The sequence below is a fragment of the Halomonas sp. KG2 genome, from assembly GCA_030440445.1.
Lineage (GTDB): Bacteria > Pseudomonadota > Gammaproteobacteria > Pseudomonadales > Halomonadaceae > Vreelandella.
In genome coordinates, this window is sequence record CP098528.1 from 925842 (window position 1) to 946952 (window position 21111).

Annotated in this window: 19 protein-coding genes; 10 read left to right on the forward strand and 9 right to left on the reverse strand. The window is 51.7% G+C overall.

Going from position 1 to position 21111, the window contains the following annotated elements; translation table 11 throughout:
- Nucleotides 1-24 precede the first annotated feature (24 nt).
- On the reverse strand, nt 25-960 hold the full coding sequence (locus NDQ72_04395; GenBank protein ID WKD29193.1) for a LysR substrate-binding domain-containing protein: 936 nt from the start codon (nt 958-960) through the stop codon (nt 25-27).
- A gap of 97 nt (nt 961-1057) precedes the next feature.
- Here NDQ72_04395 and NDQ72_04400 point away from each other — a divergent pair, with 97 nt between their 5' ends.
- Nucleotides 1058-1987: a DMT family transporter gene (locus NDQ72_04400; GenBank protein ID WKD29194.1), complete on the forward strand. Its 930-nt coding sequence runs from the start codon at nt 1058-1060 to the stop codon at nt 1985-1987.
- An 86-nt stretch (nt 1988-2073) separates the two neighbouring features.
- On the forward strand, nt 2074-2937 hold the full coding sequence (locus NDQ72_04405) for a methyltransferase domain-containing protein (protein ID WKD29195.1): 864 nt from the start codon (nt 2074-2076) through the stop codon (nt 2935-2937).
- A 161-nt stretch (nt 2938-3098) separates the two neighbouring features.
- Here the strand turns inward: NDQ72_04405 and NDQ72_04410 are convergent, their stop codons facing one another.
- On the reverse strand, nt 3099-3305 hold the full coding sequence (locus tag NDQ72_04410; GenBank protein ID WKD29196.1) for a cold-shock protein: 207 nt from the start codon (nt 3303-3305) through the stop codon (nt 3099-3101).
- A 364-nt stretch (nt 3306-3669) separates the two neighbouring features.
- Here NDQ72_04410 and NDQ72_04415 point away from each other — a divergent pair, with 364 nt between their 5' ends.
- Complete coding sequence (locus tag NDQ72_04415; protein WKD29197.1) at nt 3670-4143, forward strand: nucleoside deaminase; 474 nt, start codon at nt 3670-3672, stop codon at nt 4141-4143.
- 151 nt (nt 4144-4294) lie between these two features.
- Here the strand turns inward: NDQ72_04415 and NDQ72_04420 are convergent, their stop codons facing one another.
- A complete protein-coding gene (locus NDQ72_04420; GenBank protein WKD29198.1) occupies nt 4295-4468 on the reverse strand; it encodes a YqaE/Pmp3 family membrane protein in 174 nt (57 codons plus the stop codon).
- A gap of 354 nt (nt 4469-4822) precedes the next feature.
- On the opposite strand from NDQ72_04420, the gene NDQ72_04425 reads away from it, so the two are divergent.
- Entirely contained in the window at nt 4823-6871 is a 2049-nt protein-coding gene (locus tag NDQ72_04425; protein WKD29199.1) for a TonB-dependent receptor, read from the forward strand.
- Nucleotides 6872-6950: 79 nt separating this feature from the next.
- Here the strand turns inward: NDQ72_04425 and NDQ72_04430 are convergent, their stop codons facing one another.
- From NDQ72_04430 to NDQ72_04440, 3 genes are all read right to left on the reverse strand, one after another.
- On the reverse strand, nt 6951-9428 hold the full coding sequence (locus NDQ72_04430) for a glucose/quinate/shikimate family membrane-bound PQQ-dependent dehydrogenase (protein WKD29200.1): 2478 nt from the start codon (nt 9426-9428) through the stop codon (nt 6951-6953).
- A gap of 273 nt (nt 9429-9701) precedes the next feature.
- Nucleotides 9702-10706 carry an NADP-dependent oxidoreductase gene (locus NDQ72_04435; protein ID WKD29201.1) on the reverse strand — a complete coding sequence of 335 codons (1005 nt, stop codon included), beginning with the start codon at nt 10704-10706 and terminating at the stop codon, nt 9702-9704.
- Between the two features lie 194 nt (nt 10707-10900).
- Nucleotides 10901-11275, reverse strand: a complete 375-nt coding sequence (locus tag NDQ72_04440) for a septal ring lytic transglycosylase RlpA family protein (GenBank protein WKD29202.1) — start codon at nt 11273-11275, stop codon at nt 10901-10903.
- A gap of 316 nt (nt 11276-11591) precedes the next feature.
- Here NDQ72_04440 and NDQ72_04445 point away from each other — a divergent pair, with 316 nt between their 5' ends.
- On the forward strand, nt 11592-13025 hold the full coding sequence (locus NDQ72_04445; GenBank protein WKD29203.1) for a hypothetical protein: 1434 nt from the start codon (nt 11592-11594) through the stop codon (nt 13023-13025).
- 112 nt (nt 13026-13137) lie between these two features.
- Complete coding sequence (locus NDQ72_04450; protein WKD29204.1) at nt 13138-13911, forward strand: RsiV family protein; 774 nt, start codon at nt 13138-13140, stop codon at nt 13909-13911.
- Between the two features lie 3 nt (nt 13912-13914).
- Here NDQ72_04450 and NDQ72_04455 read toward each other — a convergent pair whose 3' ends face one another.
- Entirely contained in the window at nt 13915-14793 is an 879-nt protein-coding gene (locus tag NDQ72_04455) for a DMT family transporter (GenBank protein WKD29205.1), read from the reverse strand.
- 101 nt (nt 14794-14894) lie between these two features.
- Between NDQ72_04455 and NDQ72_04460 the strand changes: the two genes are divergently transcribed.
- The 3 genes from NDQ72_04460 (at nt 14895) to NDQ72_04470 (ending at nt 16782) form a co-directional block, all read left to right on the forward strand.
- Entirely contained in the window at nt 14895-15767 is an 873-nt protein-coding gene (locus NDQ72_04460; GenBank protein WKD29206.1) for a LysR substrate-binding domain-containing protein, read from the forward strand.
- A gap of 37 nt (nt 15768-15804) precedes the next feature.
- Nucleotides 15805-15999 carry a 4-oxalocrotonate tautomerase family protein gene (locus NDQ72_04465; protein WKD29207.1) on the forward strand — a complete coding sequence of 65 codons (195 nt, stop codon included), beginning with the start codon at nt 15805-15807 and terminating at the stop codon, nt 15997-15999.
- A gap of 225 nt (nt 16000-16224) precedes the next feature.
- The gene (locus NDQ72_04470; protein ID WKD29208.1) at nt 16225-16782 is read left to right on the forward strand and encodes a cytochrome b; all 558 of its coding nucleotides are present in this window, start codon (nt 16225-16227) and stop codon (nt 16780-16782) included.
- Nucleotides 16783-16804: 22 nt separating this feature from the next.
- Here the strand turns inward: NDQ72_04470 and NDQ72_04475 are convergent, their stop codons facing one another.
- Complete coding sequence (locus NDQ72_04475; protein WKD29209.1) at nt 16805-18598, reverse strand: sensor domain-containing diguanylate cyclase; 1794 nt, start codon at nt 18596-18598, stop codon at nt 16805-16807.
- A 141-nt stretch (nt 18599-18739) separates the two neighbouring features.
- A complete protein-coding gene (locus NDQ72_04480) occupies nt 18740-19606 on the reverse strand; it encodes a LysR family transcriptional regulator ArgP (GenBank protein WKD29210.1) in 867 nt (288 codons plus the stop codon).
- Nucleotides 19607-19779: 173 nt separating this feature from the next.
- On the opposite strand from NDQ72_04480, the gene NDQ72_04485 reads away from it, so the two are divergent.
- Complete coding sequence (locus NDQ72_04485) at nt 19780-21060, forward strand: peptidase (protein ID WKD29211.1); 1281 nt, start codon at nt 19780-19782, stop codon at nt 21058-21060.
- Nucleotides 21061-21111 lie beyond the last annotated feature (51 nt).

The following is a 21111-nucleotide window of genomic DNA, read 5'->3' on the forward strand; positions in this document are numbered from 1 at the left end:
TAGGTTCGACATGCCACGCGGCTATCACGATGTATTGCGAAAGAGTGCTGCTTCCTGCGCTAGCCACTCGGTAAAGCGGCCCACCGCAGGTGGCATTTCCCCATCAGGAGGCAAAATCAAATCATAGGCGAAGGGGGAAATGAGGGGATAGTGCTCTTCAAAAGGGCGCACTAAAACACCGCTTGCAAGCCGGTCGGCAACGAGTGGGTAGCTGGCAAGTACCACGCCTTGGCCGGCAATGGCTTGATCTAAGGCCAGGCTATAGAGCGAATATTGGCGCTGGTTAGGCATTTTACTTATCGCTATCCCAACCGCTTTGAACCAATCGCTCCAGCCTGGGATGTGGCGCTGGTTGGCATGGGTACACCAATCCACGGTGAGTAGCGTCTGTGTTAGTAAGTCGCTGGGCGATTTTATCGTTGCCTGTGCTAATAAAGTGGGCGAGCAAACGGGAAATAGTGTGTCTTCAAAAAGACGTTGGCTAGAGACGCCTGGCCAAGGACCTTGTCCGTAGCGCAGCGATAAGCGCGCCCTGTTTGGCAGCCATAACGGTTGGGTTAGGCGAGACTCGGCATCTAGCGATATTTCTATTTCGCGCTCGTTTGCTTCAAAACGAGGTAAACGAGGCAGCAACCAAAGCTGTAGAAAAGAAGGCGGTGCGCTGATCAGTAAGCGAAAGGCTTGTTCCGAGCGCTCGGTGACGTGCTGTACGCCACTGGCGATACGCAAAAGCCCCGCTTGCACATCTTCCGCTAATATCCGCCCCGCCTCAGTGACACATACTCCATTGGCATGACGTTCAAAGAGCGCCACCCCCAAATGCCCCTCTAGCTGCTTCACCTGACGGCTAACCGCGCCAGAGGTAACGCCAAGCCGATAAGCGGCGGCTTTGAAGCTGTTCTCGCGCGCAGCTTCGGCAAAGGCGCGTAGTGCATTAAGTGGTAATCTTTCAATTCTCATAGCATGAGTTTTCCTAAGCCTAGGCCAGAGAAGTAATCGTTTGTACGAGGTTTCTCTTCCTGGTGCAATAGGCGCCTTAATGTTATGGGAGCGTGCAATGAATACTCAAAGAGTAGCGTCAATTAACGCTAATGACAGCTCTGTAGTGGTATTCCAGCGTAAATCAGTGGATACCACAGCAGCATCACTAATGCTGCTATTTTGCTTGATACTGGGGTTTCAGCAAGTAGCGATTAAAGGTGTGGCTGAGGATATCTCACCCATGGTGCAGATAGCTCTACGCTCCGCTATCGCTGGAACACTGGTCGGTTTACTAGCTTATTGGCGAGGCGTTCGCTGGGCAGATTTGCGCCGTCATTGGATTGCCGGTTTGTTGGTTGGCTTAGGGTTTGCGGCGGAGTTCGCATTTGTTGCCTGGGGGTTAACGTATACCTTGGCATCGCACATGTCGGTCTTTCTTTACACGGCCCCCATTTTTGCCGCGCTTGGCTTACATCTTTGGGTGCCTGGTGAACAGCTGTCTATGCGGCAGTGGTGGGGAGTAGGGTTGGCGTTTACAGGGATGGTGATTGCGATGGCGCCGAGTGGTAGCTATGCCATAGAGATCATCATCGGTGATGCACTGGGCTTGCTAGCTGGACTCTCCTGGTCGGCTACGACCGTTGTAATTCGCAAGACCTCGCTTTCCGAGGCACCAGCAGAACTTACCTTAAGCTATCAACTGGGTATAACGGCGCTGCTACTGTTGCCGGTAGCGGTTATCTCTGGCCAGTTAATGAGCGCGCAGTTTGTTCCTATGGTGGTTGCCAGCCTTGGTTTTCAGGCGCTGGTTATTTCTTTTGGCGCGCTGCTGCTTTGGTTTACGTTGCTGCGCCGTTATCGTGCTTCTCAGTTAGGTGTGTTTTCTTTCTTAGCGCCGCTTTTTGGTGTGCTTTTTGGTACCCTGCTGCTTAATGAGCCGCTTAGCGTCAATTTTATAATTGGTGGGAGCGTTATCTTAGCCGGCATTGTTCTGGTAACGCGCTAACCACGTGGGCCGCCAATGATGGCCTTGCGTCTTTTAATCAGTGAAGAACTGACTTATGGGCCTAACTGTTTTATGAATTATTTTTTATGAATAGCACTCCTTTTCAATTACTAGCCTGTCCGTTAGATGGCGAGCCGCTTCATCTGGCAGGCAGTACTTGGCGCTGCTCTGTTGGGCATAGCTTCGATGTTGCTAAGCAAGGTTACGTCAACTTGCTTCCGGTACAGCAAAAGCGTTCCGCTGATCCTGGTGACAGTAAGCTGATGGTGGCAGCAAGGCAGCGTTTTCTTGAGGCTGGTTACTATCAGCCCATTGCCCAGGCGGTAAGTAAACACCTGTTAAACCATGCTGATGCGCAATCTGCCAGCTCGCTATTTGGCTGCCTGGATGCTGGCTGCGGTGAAGGTTATTACTTGCGTGAGCTATCTCGTGCTGCATCGAATTCGCGGCCACTTTCATTGCTGGGGTTAGATATTTCCAAGTGGGCAGTGCTGTCGGCGGCCAGACAAGATGATAAAAAATCTCCGCTTTGTCGTTGGGTTGTCGGGAGCAATGCGCACTTGCCAGTTCAAGCGGAGACGCTCGACAGTGTGCTGTGTATGTTTGGTTTTCCAGTGCATCACGAATTTGCGCGGGTATTAAAGCCGGGTGGCCTATTGGTGCAGGTTGAGGCAGGGGCGGGGCACCTGCGTGAGCTGAGGGAGGTGATTTATCCCACGCTTAAGCCAGACACGACAAGTGAACGGGAAGTGCCTGAGGGCTTTATCCAGTTGCACACAGAGTCACTTAACTATCAAATAACGCTGGAAGGGCAGGCATTAATTGGTGACCTATTAACGATGACGCCCCATCTTTACCGCGCCAGTCAGGAAGGCCGAGCACGTGCAGCGGCACTTGATGAGCTTACCCTGACGGTAGATGCCAAACTAATGGTGTATGAGCGTAAATAAGGGGTGTTACAAATCCGACCATACTCTCTTTCTGCATCTTTATGCTAACTGTCTTTCATTTTGTCTTTCATTTTCAACATGCAAACGCAACAAGGCCCGCATAAGCGGGCCTTGTTATTCGAACCTGTTAAGGTTCGAGCAAATTCTTAAACCGTTAAGGCTTAGGACATTTGCTTGATGTTAGAAGCCTGAAGGCCTTTCTTACCCTGGGTAACGTCAAAAGAAACGTTAGCACCTTCTTGAAGGGTTTTGAAACCGTCAGACTGAATTTCAGAGAAATGAGCAAAAAGGTCGTCGCCGCCGTCAGAAGGAGCGATGAAACCAAAACCTTTAGTGTCGTTAAACCATTTAACTGTGCCAGTTGCCATGATGTAGATCCTTTCGCGCTAATGCGCCGTAATAAAGTTCCTGGTATTACCCAGATGAATAGTAGCGGGTGAAACAAGGAATACAATATCAGGCTGCCGAAATAGATCGTACACTTCTGAAACCATGCTGCTTGCTAACCAACTGACGCTACAGTGACATGATTTTTTCTTCGGGTCAAAGCTTTTTTATGAATATTTCCTGGGGGGTGGTGTCAGGACAGCGGTTACTTCCACCCCACTTTTCAGGTGCTTGGGGGCTTTACGGTGAGTCAGACCTTCAATGTTAAAAATGGTATCTTTGGCGAAGCACTTTTGAAACGACAACCCTGTCGGTAAGGCACGTTATCAAAACGAGGAGAATCCAATGATTGCCGAACATGAATTGGCATACCTAAAGCGTGCGGTGGCTTTAGCAGAGGAGGCTTTAAATGCAGGGGATGAGCCATTTGGTAGCGTGCTGGTAAATGCCGAAGGTAAGGTGTTAGCCGAAGACCGTAATCGCATTGCCGGTGGAGATTCTACTCAGCATCCAGAGTTTTCGCTGGCCCGCTGGGCAGCGAACCATATGACGCCTGAAGAGCGCTCTAAAGCGACTGTCTATACCTCTGGAGAGCACTGTCCAATGTGTGCAGCGGCTCATGGGTGGGTAGGGCTAGGACGTATCGTTTACGTCAGTTCTTCTGAGCAGTTGGGAGCATGGTTGGCTGCACTTGGCGTAGCGCCACCTCCAGTCGCCCCGCTATCGATTAATGAGGTGGTGCCAGGTTTGACTGTTGATGGCCCAGTGCCTGGGCTGGACGAGCAAGTCCATGCCCTGCATCGCCGCTTGCATGCATAACATCAGGGCCGGGTTTTGAAGGGCTGGGTTTTAATTGTTTGGCAAGGCTCGGTAAGCAATGCATGGCCCAGAAAGACAAACGCCGCCTTGTGCTCGACAAGGCGGCGTTTGTTAAATCGATGCAAAAAAGAGCATCAGTGCTTCAATATGCCTAGTGTTTCAATATGACATAGAAGGCGTGGATGATGCCTGGGATAAAGCCAAACAGCGTGAGAATGATATTCAGCCAGAAATGTCCTTTGAAACCGACCTCAAAAAACACCCCTAGTGGGGGCAGAATAACGGCAAAGATCATCTTGATCGGGTCAGTTGCGGTAAACGCCATGCAGCCTCCTTTGCTTATACAGTCTGTTTGTTAATAACGAACAGGTTAATAACGTAGGTCTCTATAATGTAGATATCAATAACGGTTTTAGTGCTGATTGCTAATGCTGGCCTTTTAGCAACAGTGCGGTTCAGCGATTGAGCGTAACGTAGTCGCAATGATTAAGTTTGGCGAATCAGTGCGACCTAGGTACGACCTCGTGTTTGGGCTATCGTTCACTTGCTTAGGTAGGCGTATTCAAGAGCTTAGGTTTTCAAGAGCTTAGATTTTCAAGAACTTAGGTTTTCAAAAAATTAGATCTTCAAGAAATTAGGGCTGCGAAAGCCCATCGACTACAGATGAATAAGGAACGCCATGAGTCACTATCTACCGTCATCACTGCTGCTCGCGAGCGTTGTTCTAGCCAGCCCTGTGTGGGCGCAGGCGCCCGGCGGTGAAGATGCGGTACTGCCTACAGTAGAGGTGAGCGCTCCGCGCTTAGCCCGCGAGCTGTATGCCACACCAGCGGCCGTTTCTACCTTGGAGAGCGAAGAAATTGCCCAAGGTCAGCAACGGGTGAGGTTGGATGAAGCGCTTAACCGAGTACCGGGGGTGTTTTTACAAAACCGCGATAACTTCGCCCAAGGGCAACGCATTGCTATTCGCGGCTTTGGCGCGCGTGCTCCATTTGGTGTGCGTGGGATTACCGTTATGGTAGATGGCATTCCATACACACTTCCGGATGGTCAAGCGCAGTTGGATGCCATTGATTTAGACAGTGCCGAGCGTATTGAGGTGATTCGCGGGCCGTCTTCAGTGCTTTACGGTAATGCGGCTGGCGGAGTGATTGATGTGACCACTGCAGATGGGCGTGATAATCCTGGTACACGGCTGCGGATGGGCGCAGGTAGTGATGGCTATCAAAAAGTGGCACTGCAAAATGGCGGTGTACAGGGCGATTGGTCGCACCATATCAGTCTGACGGCGCTTAACGTTGATGGTTATCGTGAACAAAGTTCAACCGAGAAGTATTTGCTGAATGCAAAGTTGCGTCGAGAACTCGGCAGTGGGCGGGCGGTTACTGCGATTATTAATCTGCTGGAGAACCCCCGTTCGGAAGATCCCGGTGCACTTAATGCCCGTGAAGTTGCCGCTGGGCGCGATCAGGCTGCGCCCAATTCGCTAGCGCTAGATGCTGGGCAAAACGTCGATCAGCAGCTGTTGGGTCTGCAATACGAAGACTTAGCGGCAGGGGATGGTGAGCTGTATCTCAAGGGCTTAATTGCTCAGCGTAGCTTTGAACAGCAGCTTCCATTTGTGGGCAGTAGTCGTTTGGGTTATCAGCGGGACTATATGGGCGCAAGCGCTGAATACCATCACGAGGTGGCGTTAGGGAGCCTGCCGCTGAGTTATATCGTTGGGGTGGATGTGGCGCGCCAAGAGGATGAGCGTTTTCGTAATAATGTCGATGCCCAGGGAGTAGTTGGCGAGCAGTTAGCGGATGAAACCCAAACTGCGGCGTCCGCTGGCGTGTTTGCCCAAGGGGATTTAGCGCTCTCGGAACAGGTCACGCTCTCGTTGGGCGCGCGATATGACCGGGTGGCGCTAGACGTCGACGATACGTTTCTTGATGACGGAGATCAAAGCGGGAAGCGTACCTTTAACGAGTGGAGTGGCTCGGCGGGGCTAAGCTATCGCTATCGTCCGCAGCACCAAGCGTATATTAATACCGGCACCGCGTTTGAGACACCCACGTTTTCTGAGTTTGCCAACCCGGCTGGCGGTGGCTTTAACCCTGCTGTTGAGCCGCAAAAAGCATGGAATCGCGAAATAGGGTTGCGTGGCTACATTGAGCCGTTGGCGATGGATTACGATCTCGCACTATTTTCGGTCCGCGTTCGCGATGAGTTGGTGCCGTATGATGAGGGTGGTCGTACCTTCTATCAGAATGCAGGTGACACAAATCGCGATGGCCTAGAGCTGGCGCTGGGCTGGCAGCTTGCCGACCAGTGGCGTCTGGATAGCGCTTTAACCCTCGCGCGTTATGAATTCGATAAGTTTGCAACACCTAGTGAACGCTTTGATGGCAACCGGATTCCTGGATTGCCAGAGCAAACGTGGGTCAATCAATTAACCTGGGAAAACCTTGATCAGCGTTTCGTCACGTTGGAAACCGAATACATCGGTGATTTAGTAGCGGATAACGCTAATGCGACGGAGGTAGATAGCTATTGGCTGCTCAACCTCCGGGTAGGTGATGGTTGGCAGTTAAGTGAAGGTACGCGACTAAGTGCTTATCTTGGTCTGCGCAATCTGCTTGATGAAGAGCACTATGCCAATGTGCGCTTAAACGGCACCTTTGGCCGCTTTTATGAGCCAGCCCCAGGGCGAAGTGTTTATGGCGGCGTGGAGTTGAGTTTTTAATCAGCAGAGGCTCCCTAGCAAAAAAAACGGGCGACCCATTGGGTCGCCCGTTTTTGTTCGTCGCTACGCTAAGTGATGGCTATTCCGGTAAAGCGTAACCAATCACGTAGTCACCCATTTTGGTGCCGAAGGTGCCGTGACCACCGGCGGTAACGACCACATACTGGCGGTCATCTGCGCCGGTGTAAGTCATCGGCGTTGCTTGGCCGCCGGCAGGCAAGCGAGCTTTATACAGCTCTTCGCCAGTGGTGATGTCGTAGCCGCGCAGGTATTGATCCAGTGTGCCGCTTAGGAAGGAAACGCCACCCGCAGTGGTTAGCGGGCCACCCAGCGCAGGGACGCCGACGTTCAGACCAATCGGCAGATCAAAGGGCATGCTGTCGCGGGTGGTGCCATTGTGGTGCTTCCACACAACTTCGTTACTTTGCAGGTCGATTCCTGCCACATCCCCCCAAGAGGGTGCTTGGCAGGGAAGGCCGAGCACTGACAGCAGCGGGCCGAGTTCTACTGCGTAAGGGGCACCCGTGTTGGGCTGCAGGCCTTGCTCGCTAGCTGAGCCTTGGCCATCCTCAACTTCATCACGTGGAATCAGCTTGGAAACAAACGCTAAGTACTTCGCGCCGGTAAACAGTGCTTGGCGTTCTGGGTCTACCGCAACACCACCCCAGTTCATCACCCCAACGTTGCCAGGGTAGATAATGCTGCCTTCCAGCGAAGGCGGTGTGTACTGGCCTTCATAGCGCAGCGAGAGGAATTGGATGCGGCACATCATCTGATCAAAGGGTGATGCGCCCCACATGTCGCGCTCGGTAAGCGGCGGTGGTAGCAAATTCAGTGCTGAGCGAGGTTGGGTTTCTGCCGTCCAGTCGCCTTCAATAGCACCTTGAGGGGCGGGCACTTCTTCAATGGGCACAATCGGCTCGCCGGTCTCACGGTTTAACACATACAAGCTGCCTTGTTTAGTGGGCTGAATGACGGCTGGCTGGGTGCCATCTGCTGTTGCCAAGTCAATCAATACGGGCTGTGCAGGTGTGTCCATGTCCCACAAGTCGTGGTGTACAAACTGGTACACCCAGGCCACTTGGCCGTCGTTCAAATTAAGCGCTACTAGCCCGGCACTAAAGGTCTCATCATTTTCAGAGCGGTTAGCGCCGTACTGGTCTGGCGTAGCGTTACCCATGGGCAGGTAAACGAGGCCAAGCTCTTCATCGGCGCTAATCGGCGCCCACACATTGGGTGAGTTACGCGTGTAAGTCTCGCCCTCTTCTAATGGTGCGGTGTCTTCAGGGTTGCCGCTGTCCCAGTTCCACACTAGTCCGCCAGTATGTACGTCGAAGGCGCGTATAACGCCAGAGGGTTCGTCGGTTGAGCTGTTGTCGGTAACGTGGCCACCCAAAATTACTAAGTCTTCAGTGACAGTCGCAGGCGATGTCGAGTAATAGCCTCCTGGGCTAAACTCGCCAATATTGTTCGTCAGGTCGATCTCACCGTTTTCGCCGAAACTTTCACAGCGCTCCCCGGTATCGGCGTTGAGTGCAATCAGGCGGGCATCGGCGGTGGGTAGGTAAAGCCTGCGTGGGCACATGACATCGGTGGCGCTTAACAGCTCAGACGTGGAGTCTTCTTCTGAGGTGAGCGAGAAGGAGAGGTCGAGTTCAAACTGACTGCCATCGGCATACAGTGTTGGTTTATCGATGGTGGAATCTTCAGTACTGCTGGAATAATTAGCCGCATCATAATACGCCAAGCCGCGGCAGGTCATATGTGCCCAACCGGAAAAGTCGTCTGCGCCCATGGTGCTAATGTTGGGATCAAACGCCCACAGGGTTTCGCCGGTTTCGGGCGACAGTGCCATCGCACGGCTGTGCGATGTACAAATATAAAGGCTATCGTTGACCTTTAACGGCGTGTTTTGGTTGGTGATTTCAGGCGGTGCATTGGGGCCGGGTTCATCACCGGTTTGAATACGCCACACCTCTTCCAGTTCGCCTATATTTTCGGGAGTAATCTGACTAAGCGAGGAGTAGTGCGTCCCTGCATTAGTGCCGCCGTAGGCAGGCCAGTCATCGCCTGCAGCCTGGGCTGGGTTAACCTCTTTATTATTGGCAGACTCCATCGTGCCTGCCACAGTACCTGGATAGGTGAATTGACTAGCAATTGCCACAATAATCGCTGCGACAATGCTTGCCACTAGCGCTAGGCTGCCGCCGCGTGAATGTAGCGGTTTGCGCCACCAGGGAAGCAGTAAAATGATGCCAATTAAACAGACAATGGCAACCCTGGGGACCAGCTGCCACCAGTCTAAGCCAACTTCCCAGAGTGCCCATAGCAGCGTTGCAAAAAGTACCGCTGCATAAAGCCATAAGGCTATGCCTTTGCGCATTGCCAGCAGTACACCGACAACAAAAATACTGACCCCAGCGATTAAGTAGTAAGCGCTACCACCTAAACTAAGCAGCTTAGCGCCGCCAATGGTCAGTGCAACACCAGCTACCGCGAGTAGCAGGCCAAGCAGTAGCGCTGGCCATTTGCCGTGGGCACGCGTGTGTCCATCCATGAGAAAACCCCTATTAACAACGAATTGAAGCCGCTTGGTAAAATTAGAAAAGCGACAGATCTGCAACGTGCCCTAACCCATTGGCAGTGATGATGGGTTAAAACACACATTGATTATGGGTAATTTTAATAATCAATTCACTTTTGGTCTAATAATTTGCTTGCTAAGTAGTGCTGCAAACCAAAAAGCCGCGCCTGTTACCGTGGCGCGGCTTGTTATTGAGGTAGGAAATAGTGAGGTAGCAATGTGGGGTTAACTTGACGTAAGCATGGCTTAGTCAGTGAGCTTCACCAGCATTTTGCCGGTGTTGCCCCCTTCAAAAAGCGCTAAAAAGGCATCCGGTGTGCTTTCAAGACCCTCTTTGACGGTTTCTTTATAGGCTATATTGCCTTTCGCTACCTGAGGAGAGACTTCGTTGAGGAAGTAGCGATAGCTAGACCAGTGATCGGCAACAATAAATCCCTGCATCTTAGCTTTGCGTACCACCAACTGGGAAAGGTTGCTCGGCCCTGGTGCCGGTGCTTCGGCGTTATAGCTGTCAATCATGCCGCATACAGCAATGCGTGCACCGTCATTGAGTTGACTTAGCGCTGCTTCTAAGCAGATACCACCAACGTTCTCAAAATACACGTCAATGCCATTAGGGCTAGCAAGCTTAACAGCGTCGCTGAGTTCCTGTGCACTTCGGCCTTGGTAGCTAACCGGCTCAACGCCCAATGATTCAAGCCATGCAAGCTTGTGGGCAGCCCCAGCAATGCCAACCACGTGGCAACCTTTGGCTTTCGCCAGCTGTACAGCAAGCGAGCCAACAGCACCACTGGCAGCGCTTACCAGTACATTGTCGCTAGGTTTACACTCGGCAATAAGGTTCAAGCCTGTCCATGCCGTCATACCTGGCATGCCCAATACACCTAGATATGCTTGTTCTGGTACGTCACTGTCTGGTAACGCAGTGACACTGTCGCCTGACACCTGCGCGATATCCCGCCAGCCGCCCATGTGGCTGACTTTATCGCCTTCCTTAATGGTTGGGTGGTTAGACGCAATGACCTCGCCAATTGCGCCACCTTCCATCGGCTTGCCCAGCTCAAAAGGGGCGACATAGGTGCGTACCCCTGTCATTCGTCCACGCATATATGGATCAACGGACAGCCAATGGTTGCGAACCCTGACTTCACCTTCGTCAAGATCGGGAAGTTCCTGACTTTCCAGTGAAAATAGTTCGCGTTTAGGTAAGCCGGTGGGGTAATTCGTTAAGGTAAAAAAGCGAGATTGCATGGGTGCCTCCTGCATGTGTGATTTAAACAAATCTCCTTGCAGCATAGAGACCGTTAGCGCGCTTTCAAGTTCGTCGAAGAGTTAATTTGCTGTGCAATAAAAAAGCGGCTCTGGTGAGCCGCTTTCAATTAAGCTTAATCTTCTTCAACGCTGTTTGTTTAAGGGGTATCACACACTTGCGGGTGTGTTATCCGTTAATCGACCAGGGTGATCATGACGGGGGCAACGCCGCGTCGAATCATGCCGAGTTGGCGAGCTGCCCGTTTTGATAGGTCAATAATACGTCCCTTAACAAAGGGGCCGCGGTCATTAATCAGTACCTCAACCTCCTGGCCAGTATCAGGGCGGGTAACTAGCACCTTGGTGCCAAAAGGAAGCGTTGGATGAGCAGCCGTTAGCGCTTGTTGGTCAAAAGGTACGCCACTGGCTGTAGGGGAACCCTGGAAGCGATCGCTGTAAAAGGATGCGATTCCCTCTTGAATTTCTGTGGCAAATGCATGACCAGTGGAAAAGAAGGTGAGTAATGCCGCAGCACAGCTCGTGCGGATGAACCGTTTAGATGCTCCCATTGGAGTGCCTCAGTTTACATTGTGCCGATTCTTTATGTGTCGGAGTATTTACCGATATCTGCTCCGATAGTAACGTGGTCATTTTAATACGGCAAGCTTTACGAAGATCGGTGCAATTGGCTTCTAAATTAAGATTTTTTGCAACTTTCTTCAGTGCCGTTGTGATTCAGCAAGTTAACGAAGTGTGGTCGATGTAACTCGGCGGTGTCATGTGTCTGGTATAAATTTTAGATAAAGGCTCACTTTACTCAGATAGGCATCATATAATTAGCACTCGCTAGGTTTTACATGTTTGCCAATAAACAAGGATGCACCTATGGCTAAGTCTTCTTCTCTAACGCTAATTTTGGTTGCCGCCGGTGGGGTTGCTGTTGGGTTGTTAGCCGCTCAGGCGGCGCCCAGTTTTACATCAACGACAAGCGCCGCAGAACCTACCAGTGCGGAGCAGGGGCAGGTTTCCCAAGCATTAGCAGGGCTCGAAAGTATTACGCTAGGTGAGCAAACTAGGGGAGAGATTACCTCGGCAGCGGAGCTGAACGGTAATGATGGTAGCCGCTATGTGCGCTATGTCATCAATCTGGAAGAGGACTCGTTAGTCGAGTTTTCTCTCAGTGGTGCCTTAAGGGGAGTCGTTGCTCTCTATGACGATGGGCTGCAGCTGCTGGAGAATGCCGAGACCGTTCGTCATCGTATCGAAAAAGATGGTCAATACGTAGTGGCCGTCAGTGGGGCGGATGCAAGCAGCTATGGCCCATTCACCCTTAATAGCCGCACGGTTGAGCTGAGCGATTCTGACACGCTGACCATTGGCGAGCCGATGGATAGTTGGCTAGGTGGCACGTCACGGGAAGTGACGTTAACCGTTGAAGAAGAAGGTATGTATCAAATCGAGATGCGTGCCGATGAGTTTGATGCGTATCTGGAGCTGTCTGGTCCGAACGGCTACAACCGTGAGGATGATGATGGCGCTGGCAACTTGAATGCACGTATTTCAGACTTTCTTGCTCCTGGTGATTACACCGTCACCGCACGTTCTGCCTTCGGCGAAGGGAGTGGTCTTTTTACGTTGAGTGCGGAGCCACGTGAATTGCCTGACGATCTGCGCAATGATGGGAGTGTTGTGCCCAGCGAAACGCTGAATGGTTGGTTTAGCGGCCAGGAGCGAAGCTATCAACTAGAGATCGAAGAAGCGGGTATGTATCAAATTGATATGCGCTCAAGCGATATCGACTCTTATCTTGTGCTGGAAGGGCCAAATGGCTACTTCCGCGAAGATGACGATAGTGCTGGCAATCTGGATGCCAGTATTGCCGACTTTTTAGCACCGGGTAGTTATCAATTAACAGCACGCACGGCGTATGGCTCCGACAGCGGTTTGTTTACGCTTTCAGTAGAGCCGCGTGAATTGCCGGAGGGTGTAGAACTACGTAATGAGGGTGAGTTAACAGCTAATGAAACGCTCACTGGCTGGTATAGTGGTGAGCCGTTGACCTATGAACTCACTTTAGAAGAAAGCTCTTTGGTTAGGCTCAGCATGCGTTCAAGTGACTTTGATACGTATTTAGAGCTAAGTGGCGGCGGTGATTCTTATAGCGATGATGACGGCGGTAGCGGCACTAACTCGCGTTTAGAGCAGGCGCTTTTGCCGGGTACCTACACTGTTGTTGCACGTGGTTTCGCAGTTAGCGGCAGCGGCATGTTTGAGTTGCAAGTCAATACAGAGCCAACAGAAATGCAGCCTGACGCGTAATGTAGCGCACGTTGTATGATGCAACGCCCTTGCTGGAGACAGCAGGGGCGTTTGCTTTTGTATTCCTATTTACGTGGCTTGAAGGTGCCTACGTTATTCACAAGGAGGTTTTATGCTGCGCTATTCATTCGGTTTAACGGTGATTGGTTTATTGTTACTAGGTGGTTGTCAGTCGTCGGATGATGCTTCTGCAGAGTCACTTACGCTTGCTTCCAAAGCGGTTGAAAAAGAGTACATAGCACCTGAGTGTCAGGCTGAACAGTGCTCTACCGTCACCGTGTCTGCGCTCGCGTTTCCGCAATCTGCAGAGCTAACGGAGCAGTTACAAAAACGGCTGTTAACGCTTGCAATGGGCATCACTGAGGAGGATGCATTGCCAGCTGATAGCTGGGAGGCCTATGCACAAAACTTTTTTGAGCTAGCTGAGGAAGATAATCGCACCTCACCTGGAGCAATGACTAGCGAAGCGGTATTAGAAGCTAAGGTTTATGGGCAGCACAACGACTTATTGATACTTGAGCTAAGTAGCTACGTTTATCATGCGGGGCAAGCGCATGGTTTGCCAATGACTGAGTTTATGGTGATAGACGAGCGTCAGCTGCGTGTGGTTGATCCAGACGATATGTTGTTGGAAGGCCAGCAGGGCGCTTTTCAAGCACTGCTTGATCAGGCCCACCAACGCTGGATAGAGGAGATGGGTCATGATGAGCAGTTTGCCCTCAATTGGCCGCTCAGCGAGAGCCGCAACATAGCCCCGTTGGCAACTGCCTGGGAAGTTAAATACAACGTCTATGAAATTGCCCCTTATGCAGCCGGCCAGCCTGTTCTGACGATCCCCCTTGATGCGCTGGAAGGTATCGCAAAGCCTCGCTATTTAGGTCAATAGTGTTTAGCGGCTTGCTTTTAAACAGCCTACGACGACCAATAAGGCGGCCGTTGGTAGCCGCCAGTCAAACACGCTGACGCCTGCCAGTACCAGTAGCAGTGCCGCTAGGATCGGTACGCCATAGGCAAGGCTGCCGACTAGGCTGGCTTGGCCAAAGCGTAGTGCTTTATCCCAGGCCACCATAGCGATGCCGTACGGCCCAAGCCCCAGCGCGATACCCGCCAACAGAGCCTCACCCTGCGGCATGATGAAGGTTCCTTCCACTATCAAGCTGGCGCAGGCTGCAACAGCGCAGGCGATCATTAATAACCGCGGGAGCAATGGTGTTAGCGATACAGGAGCTACTTGCCCGAGCCAGGAGTAGAGCGCCCAGCAACAAGCCGCCAGTAGCGCTAACCCATACCCTGAAGCAGCCCCGCCAAAGCCGCCACTTAAGGCTTGCGGCAGTAACAAAATAGCGGCACCCGAAAAAGCAATTAGCGCACCTGTCACGCTGGCGATATGCAGACGACCAAACCGGCTCCATTGGCTTAATAGTACAAACAGCACTGGCCAGGTGTAGGTGATCAAAGCGGCTTCTGCGGCAGGTGCTAGACGCATGCCAATGTAGTAACTGCTAACAGCACCAACGATCAATAGTGGTAGGCCAAGCCATACGCTAATTTGCCAGCGAGGACGGCAAGCCGCGACGTTAACGCGACGGCTGAGTGGCAATGTTGCCAGTGCACCTGCAAGCAGCGTAAGTGCGGTGAGCTGAAGCGGAGAGGTATCCCGAGCCAACTCTGCTAATAGCGGCGCTATGCTCCATAACATCACCGCCACAAGTGCTGCGCATACACTGTACCTGGGGGATATGACGGCCGGGGAATGAACGGGATGCATGGCATCTCTCCTTGCGTTAAACCTGAGACGCGCAGCATACTCAGTAAACACTCATCACAATATCGATCTTTTATGATCATTATTATCAATAATGGTGATGTATGCGTGCACCAACATTTGACTTAACGCTACTTCGTACGCTGGTTACTATTGCCGATACAGGTAGCGTTACGGCAGCGGCAAAGCGGCTGGCGTATACCCAGTCAACAGTGAGCATGCAGTTACAGCGTTTAGAGACGCAGCTTGATGTGCGTTTGCATGAGCGAGCTGGGCGACGACTACGTTTCACCCCAGAAGGAGATCGTTTGCTGGTACACGCGCGCCGCCTATTGGCACTCAATGACGACGCGTGGAGCGATATGCAGGCGCGCCAGATAACGGGCGATTTAACGTTGGGTATTCCTGAAGACTATGCGTCGCTATTGCCGTCAGTATTTGCGTACTTTCACCAGCTGTATCCTGCGGTGGGGCTAACCGTAAAGTGTGGCACTAGTGCTCATTTGGTCGAACAGGTCAAAGCAGCAGAGTTGGACTTGGCGCTGGTGACTCGCCAACGAAATTCGCCAGGAGGCGATGTGATTCGTCGTGAGCCACTGATGTGGGCGGTAGGGGTAAATCAGCAGCCTTCGCTAAGTGACCCTATTCCGCTGGCGCTTTACTCTCCCGGCGCTGATGTTTTTCGCGAGGTTGCTGAGCAGGCGTTACAAGGGGCTGGGCGTGATTGGCGCGTTGCGTATACCAGCCAGTCAATGGCGGGTCTTGCCCCTATTGTAACCGCGGGGTTAGCTGTTGTTGTGGTAACGCGTAGTATGTTGACCCCCTCGCTGCGCCCGCTGGATGACAGTAGTGGCCTTCCTGCCTTGCCAATGATTGAGCTAGCGCTTCATCGTGCTCCACACCGTCCTTCTGAGCCTGCGCGGCGTTTAGGAGAATTGATTCGCGAACAGCTAGCGGCACCTAGTGAAGCGTTATAAGGTGTTGCTTTAACATGTTCATTGATAGGAAGCTAAGATGCCTATAGTCACTATCCAGCAATTCCCCCGTGATCTTGCGCAAAAGCGAGAATTGGCAAAGCGTATTACTGATGCGTTCTGCGATGTGTATGGTACCGACCCAGTGAGCGTGCAGGTGTTTTTTCAAGAAGTAACCCAGGAAAATTGGTCCAAAGGCGGCCAAATGGGGGCTGATTGTGATACGGCTCAGTGAGGGGCTCGATAATTTAGGATCCTCTGATTAATGTTATGAGCGTAGGCCAGACAAGGCAAAAATCAACGAAAAAGCGGAGTTTACGAGTTGTAAATGAGCATTTTGAGGCGATTTTTAACGCAGTATGGACAAGCGCAATAGTTAATCAGAGGTTTCTTAGTTTTTCTAACGCAACCTGACTGAGCTAAGCTAACTACCATGACGCGAATGAGCCAGGAGTTCTGAATGCACGAGCTAGATCACTATATTTATCCTCACCGAGTGTTGCATTGGCTAGTGGCAGTCGCCGTGCTGCTGTCATTGGCAAGTGGTCTGACGCTTGGCTTCCTGGGGTATGAGCGCGCCGTTGATTTGCTTGGGAATGCGCTTACCAACGTGCTCTATACCAGCCATAAAACCTTAGGCGTGACGATACTGTTGCTAATGACGCTGAGGATTATTACGCGGCTAGCTTTTGTTGTGCCCGACCACGAACCGCCGCTCAATGCCTTCGAGCGAATTATCAGTACTAGCGTGCATCACTTGCTTTATGCGGGGCTAGTGGTTATGCCACTGATTGGTTGGACAGCCACTGCTACCGGCGGCTTTCCTGTTGAGTTTTTTCAATGGCATTTGCCGGGGGTATTGGGCAAAAACGAAGCGCTTTCGCAAACGCTGTTTGTTTGGCATGAGCGTTTAGGGTGGGCGTTAGTTGTGCTTATTACGCTGCATATTGCGGGTGCTCTATTTCACTGGCGAATCAAGCGCGATAACGTTATGAAACGTATGAGTTTATTTGACTGATATCGTGTTCTATCCGTCAGGATCACGCTGAACCATAGCCATAGTAACGGGTGGTTTGGCGTGACTTGGCGGCGTACATTTGGCTATCCGCTTCGCGAAGCAGGCTGGCTAACGTGTCGTTATCTGCATAGCTAATACAAATACCGATACTGACGCCGACGCTAACTAACGTGCCATCAGGTAGCTTGATAGGTGAGCGAACGGTCTGTTCGATACGGTTACGCATCTCCTCTAACGCAGTCTGATCAGTTATCCCCTCCAGTAAGAGAATAAACTCGTCGCCGCCAAAGCGCGCGCAATGATCACTCCCACGTGCGACGTGCACGAGACGCTTGGCGATTTGCTGAAGCACGAAATCGCCTACCTCATGGCCATACTGGTCGTTAATTGGTTTGAAGCAGTCAAGGTCACACATGACCAGTGCTAAAGGCGTATGCGTTTTTCTACAGTGTTCAAGAGCCGCTTCTGCGCAGCGTGTCAGCCCGTTGCGGTTAAGCAAGCCGGTGAGCATATCGTGATTGGCTAGCTTCTCTAGTGCCTGAGTACGAGCGGCTACTTTTGCTTCTAGAACAGCTTCCTGTTTTTTGAGCATTGCGACGGTTTCTGCTTGAGCACGCTCTTTTTGCCATTTTAATTTATTAAAACGTGCGGCTAGTGCGAAAGATAGCAGCAACATCTCAATGGCTGAGCCGATTTGTATTCCGTGAAGGGTTAGGAAATTGGCGGGTAGAATACTAAGGTTTCGAAGTGCAAACACGCTAGCCCCAAGTAGAAATATTGACCAGGCGAGCACAAAAATACGGGCGCTAGGCACGCGGCGCCAACTGCAATAAATACCGCACACGAGCATTAATAGTGAGGCAGCAAACCCTGTTATATCCATTAAGCGTAGGGCGGGTTGAAGTGGCAAAAATATCATCGCTACCAGCGCTATATAGCAGTAGCCGCGAAACAGCGTAATGATGTGATGCCAACGTGGGCAGTAGATGGCCGTGTTAAGAAAACTTTGCGTGAATAGGGCGCCCATCGCAGAAGCAAAGGTAAAGCCAATCGCTACCAGGCGCGCGGTGTTATCGCCTAGGAAACTCCAAAACATCAGCGTGCCAAGGCCATTGAACGTCAAACTTGCCAGTGTAAACCCGAAGGCAAATAGCGCGTAGTAGAGAAATACGTGCTCTTTAAGCACAAAAAATAGCAGCAGGTTGTAAATGCTTAATGCTAGCAGCATGCCGAAGTAAGTCGCCAGCCAGAAATTATGCCGGTCATTTTGAGTATAAAACGCCTCTGGCGTCATTAAGCTGTAGCTCAGAAACTTACTGCCCGTGGCTTTTACCTGGGTATAAAGCGTCACGGTTTCTCCGCCGACCAGCATCACCGGAAAAACGGCCTGTCGGTGGGCGATTGATCGCTCGTCAATTGGCACGGCGCTTCCGCTGTACTGAACATCGCTAGCGTGTTCCCTCAGCGTATACAGAGTGACATGGTCTAAAAATGGGTATTCGAATTTAACCATCCAGGTAGTCGGGAGGGACGATGCATTACGAATTTGTGTTTTTAGCCAGACATCGCTTTGTGTATAGCCGAAATGTAGGTTAGAGGCGTGATGGACCGGTTTAAATGAAGGAGATAATGCTAAAACATCGCGTAGGTTTAGCGATTCTAAGGTATTCCAGTAACCGCTTGCTTCATTTAAGTCGTAACGCGCCTGCTCGGGAGAGACGACGATGGTAGCTGCAGCACTTGCTTGTGAATGCCAGCTAATAATAAGCACTAACAAGCCAGCCGGAAGGCGCTTTAACCAACAGTAAGCATCCATAAATATCGCTATTTTGGTTATTTTTGCGTTGGGCTTTATCGCTTCTAGGTCTTAGTGCCTAGGTTCCCTTGCCTGCCTTGGGCGGGTTTTGCTCCTAGGCAAAGTGTAGACCTCTTTCAAAGCGAGTGGCCGACAATGGGTCTAAAGCATGAGACAGTTCAGACTTTTAGTTAGGCGCTGGACTAGTTGTCCACTGTGGCGCCAAAAATGCCAATAAAGTGGCACGGTAAGCGAGTGGCCGGGGGCGATGCTGACAAGATGGCCTTTTTGCAGTTGGTCTAGTGCCTGCAGTTGTGGAACCATTCCGTAGCCAATGCCTGCGGTGGCGAGACGCACAAACCCTTCTGATGAAGGGCACAGGTGGTAGGGGAAATGGCCGTGATAGCCACACTGAGCAAGAAACTGATGCTGAAGCTGGTCATGAGGGCCGAACACAATCACTGGGGCTTGCTGAAAAGCTTCTGGAGAAAGGCCTTCAGGAAAGTAGCGTTGCACGTAGGCAGGTGATGCTAGCGGGAGATAACGCATCTCGCCTACTTTAATACAGCGAGCGCCCGCGATGGGTGTTGGCGTAGAGCAAAGGCAGGCTGCGACATCGCCATCTCGCAGACGGTTAAGCCCAACGTCCTGATCCTCAATAACTAAATCGAGCAATACGCCCTCGGTTTGACAGATATCTGCCACAGCGTTTGCCCACCACGTCACCACGCTGTCAGCGTTGATGGCGATTCTTAGTCGGGTCGTTGCGTTATCTAGCGTAGGTAGCGTCTGCTGTAGGTCGCGTTCTAACAGCTGTACTTGCTGGTAATGGGTGAGTAGCCGCTGACCAGCAGGTGTAGGTGAAAGCTTAGGATGGCGCATTAGCACTGGCTGGCCTAGACGTACTTCCAGTGCTTTTATACGTTGGGAGATGGCTGATTGAGAAAGTCCTAATGTATCGCCTGCTCGTTCAAAACCGCCGCACTCCACCACAGTGGCCAGAGCATGGAGAAGTTTGTAATCCAACATGGCCGTCTTCCCAGGATAAGAAAGTAATGACGTTATGCAAAAGGCGCGTATTTAACAAATAAAAGCGCCATATCTTTATGCAAGTGAGATTGAATGTCATAAGTAAATGAATTACATTAATCTACAGGGAAACGACACTAAACTCTTAATGCCATCGCTTAAAGGACACTGTAATGCCTGTCATCATGCTCCGTCGCCCTCTTGCAGGTATCGTTGCGCTTAGCGCGCTGATGCCTTTGGCCGTTTCCGCTGACGATGCTGTTAGCGCCGGCGCTGTGGTTCATCACTATGCCGACTTGGCGCATGCTAATTACGCCGATGCGCTCAATGCCGCCGAGGTGTTGAACGAGCGTATCGACGAATTGCTGGCCAACCCTACTGTTGAGGCTCTTAACGCAACTAAGCAAGCTTGGTTGCAAGCACGGGTATCGTATCAGCAAAGCGAAGTATTTCGTTTTGGCAATGTGGTGGTGGATGACTGGGAAGGGCAGCTGAACGCCTGGCCTCTGGATGAAGGCATGATTGATTATGTCGAAAGCGATGGCTATCAGCATGAGCTGGGTAATGAAGGGGCCACTGCTAATATCATTGCCAACGAACGTATCACGATAGGGGGGGAAGTCCTGGATGTCAGTGATATTACGTCAGAGCTCTTAGCCGACCTTAACGAAGTGGGGGGCTCAGAAGCCAACGTCGCCAGCGGCTACCACGCCATCGAATTTCTGCTCTGGGGGCAGGACCTTAATGGCTTCGAAGCAGGCAGTGGTGAGCGTCCGGTGAGTGACTTCCAAGCCGGCGATGACTGCACCCATGGTAACTGCGATCGCCGCCGGACGTACCTGGATGCAGTGTCGGACCTGCTAGTCAGTGATCTTGAGTGGATGGTTGCCCAGTGGTCGCCTGAAGTTGAAGGCAACTATCGTCAGGAACTGCTGGCTGAAAGTGATCAGGAAGGCCTGCGCCGTATGCTATTTGGTATGGGGTCGCTATCGTTGGGTGAACTAGCGGGAGAGCGCTTGAAAGTCGCGCTTGAAGCCAACTCTTTTGAGGATGAGCACGACTGCTTCAGCGATAATACCCACAACTCTCACTACTACAACGGCCAGGGGATTCAGAATATCTACACCGGCAGCTATCAGCGCCTTGATGGCAGTGTGGTAGAGGGGCCTTCGCTGCAAGACTTACTGTCTCAGACAGATAGCGAGCTAGCCGATACCCTTGGTGAGCAGCTTGAAGCCACCATGGCGCGGCTTGATGCTATCAAGCAAGCGGCTGAAGCGGAAAGCTCGCCGATGGCATTCGATATGATGATTGCGCCGGGTAATGAGCAGGGCAGTGAATTGATCAACGAGGCGATTCTCACTCTGGTGGCGCAAACGGCATCCCTTGAAGAAGCCGCCGGTGAGTTGGGGGTTACCTCTTTGCAGCCGGATGATGCAGGCCATCGTTTCTAAATCATTCGTTTGATTTTATGAGCCGTCTGGCAGCTTGGCTGTCGGACGGCT

Excerpts from the sequence above, each read along its gene's own strand:
- NDQ72_04420 (WKD29198.1), bottom strand. The coding sequence starts at position 4,468 with ATGGCGTTTACCGCAACTGACCCGATCAAGATGATCTTTGCCGTTATT.
- NDQ72_04445 (WKD29203.1), top strand. The coding sequence starts at position 11,592 with ATGGCTAAGTCTTCTTCTCTAACGCTAATTTTGGTTGCCGCCGGTGGG.
- NDQ72_04455 (WKD29205.1), bottom strand. The coding sequence starts at position 14,793 with ATGCATCCCGTTCATTCCCCGGCCGTCATATCCCCCAGGTACAGTGTA.
- NDQ72_04465 (WKD29207.1), top strand. The coding sequence starts at position 15,805 with ATGCCTATAGTCACTATCCAGCAATTCCCCCGTGATCTTGCGCAAAAG.
- NDQ72_04470 (WKD29208.1), top strand. The coding sequence starts at position 16,225 with ATGCACGAGCTAGATCACTATATTTATCCTCACCGAGTGTTGCATTGG.
- NDQ72_04425 (WKD29199.1), top strand. The coding sequence starts at position 4,823 with ATGAGTCACTATCTACCGTCATCACTGCTGCTCGCGAGCGTTGTTCTA.
- NDQ72_04400 (WKD29194.1), top strand. The coding sequence starts at position 1,058 with ATGAATACTCAAAGAGTAGCGTCAATTAACGCTAATGACAGCTCTGTA.
- NDQ72_04430 (WKD29200.1), bottom strand. The coding sequence starts at position 9,428 with ATGGATGGACACACGCGTGCCCACGGCAAATGGCCAGCGCTACTGCTT.
- NDQ72_04435 (WKD29201.1), bottom strand. The coding sequence starts at position 10,706 with ATGCAATCTCGCTTTTTTACCTTAACGAATTACCCCACCGGCTTACCT.
- NDQ72_04485 (WKD29211.1), top strand. The coding sequence starts at position 19,780 with ATGCCTGTCATCATGCTCCGTCGCCCTCTTGCAGGTATCGTTGCGCTT.
- NDQ72_04410 (WKD29196.1), bottom strand. The coding sequence starts at position 3,305 with ATGGCAACTGGCACAGTTAAATGGTTTAACGACACTAAAGGTTTTGGT.
- NDQ72_04440 (WKD29202.1), bottom strand. The coding sequence starts at position 11,275 with ATGGGAGCATCTAAACGGTTCATCCGCACGAGCTGTGCTGCGGCATTA.
- NDQ72_04405 (WKD29195.1), top strand. The coding sequence starts at position 2,074 with ATGAATAGCACTCCTTTTCAATTACTAGCCTGTCCGTTAGATGGCGAG.
- NDQ72_04460 (WKD29206.1), top strand. The coding sequence starts at position 14,895 with ATGCGTGCACCAACATTTGACTTAACGCTACTTCGTACGCTGGTTACT.
- NDQ72_04395 (WKD29193.1), bottom strand. The coding sequence starts at position 960 with ATGAGAATTGAAAGATTACCACTTAATGCACTACGCGCCTTTGCCGAA.
- NDQ72_04450 (WKD29204.1), top strand. The coding sequence starts at position 13,138 with ATGCTGCGCTATTCATTCGGTTTAACGGTGATTGGTTTATTGTTACTA.
- NDQ72_04475 (WKD29209.1), bottom strand. The coding sequence starts at position 18,598 with ATGGATGCTTACTGTTGGTTAAAGCGCCTTCCGGCTGGCTTGTTAGTG.
- NDQ72_04480 (WKD29210.1), bottom strand. The coding sequence starts at position 19,606 with ATGTTGGATTACAAACTTCTCCATGCTCTGGCCACTGTGGTGGAGTGC.
- NDQ72_04415 (WKD29197.1), top strand. The coding sequence starts at position 3,670 with ATGATTGCCGAACATGAATTGGCATACCTAAAGCGTGCGGTGGCTTTA.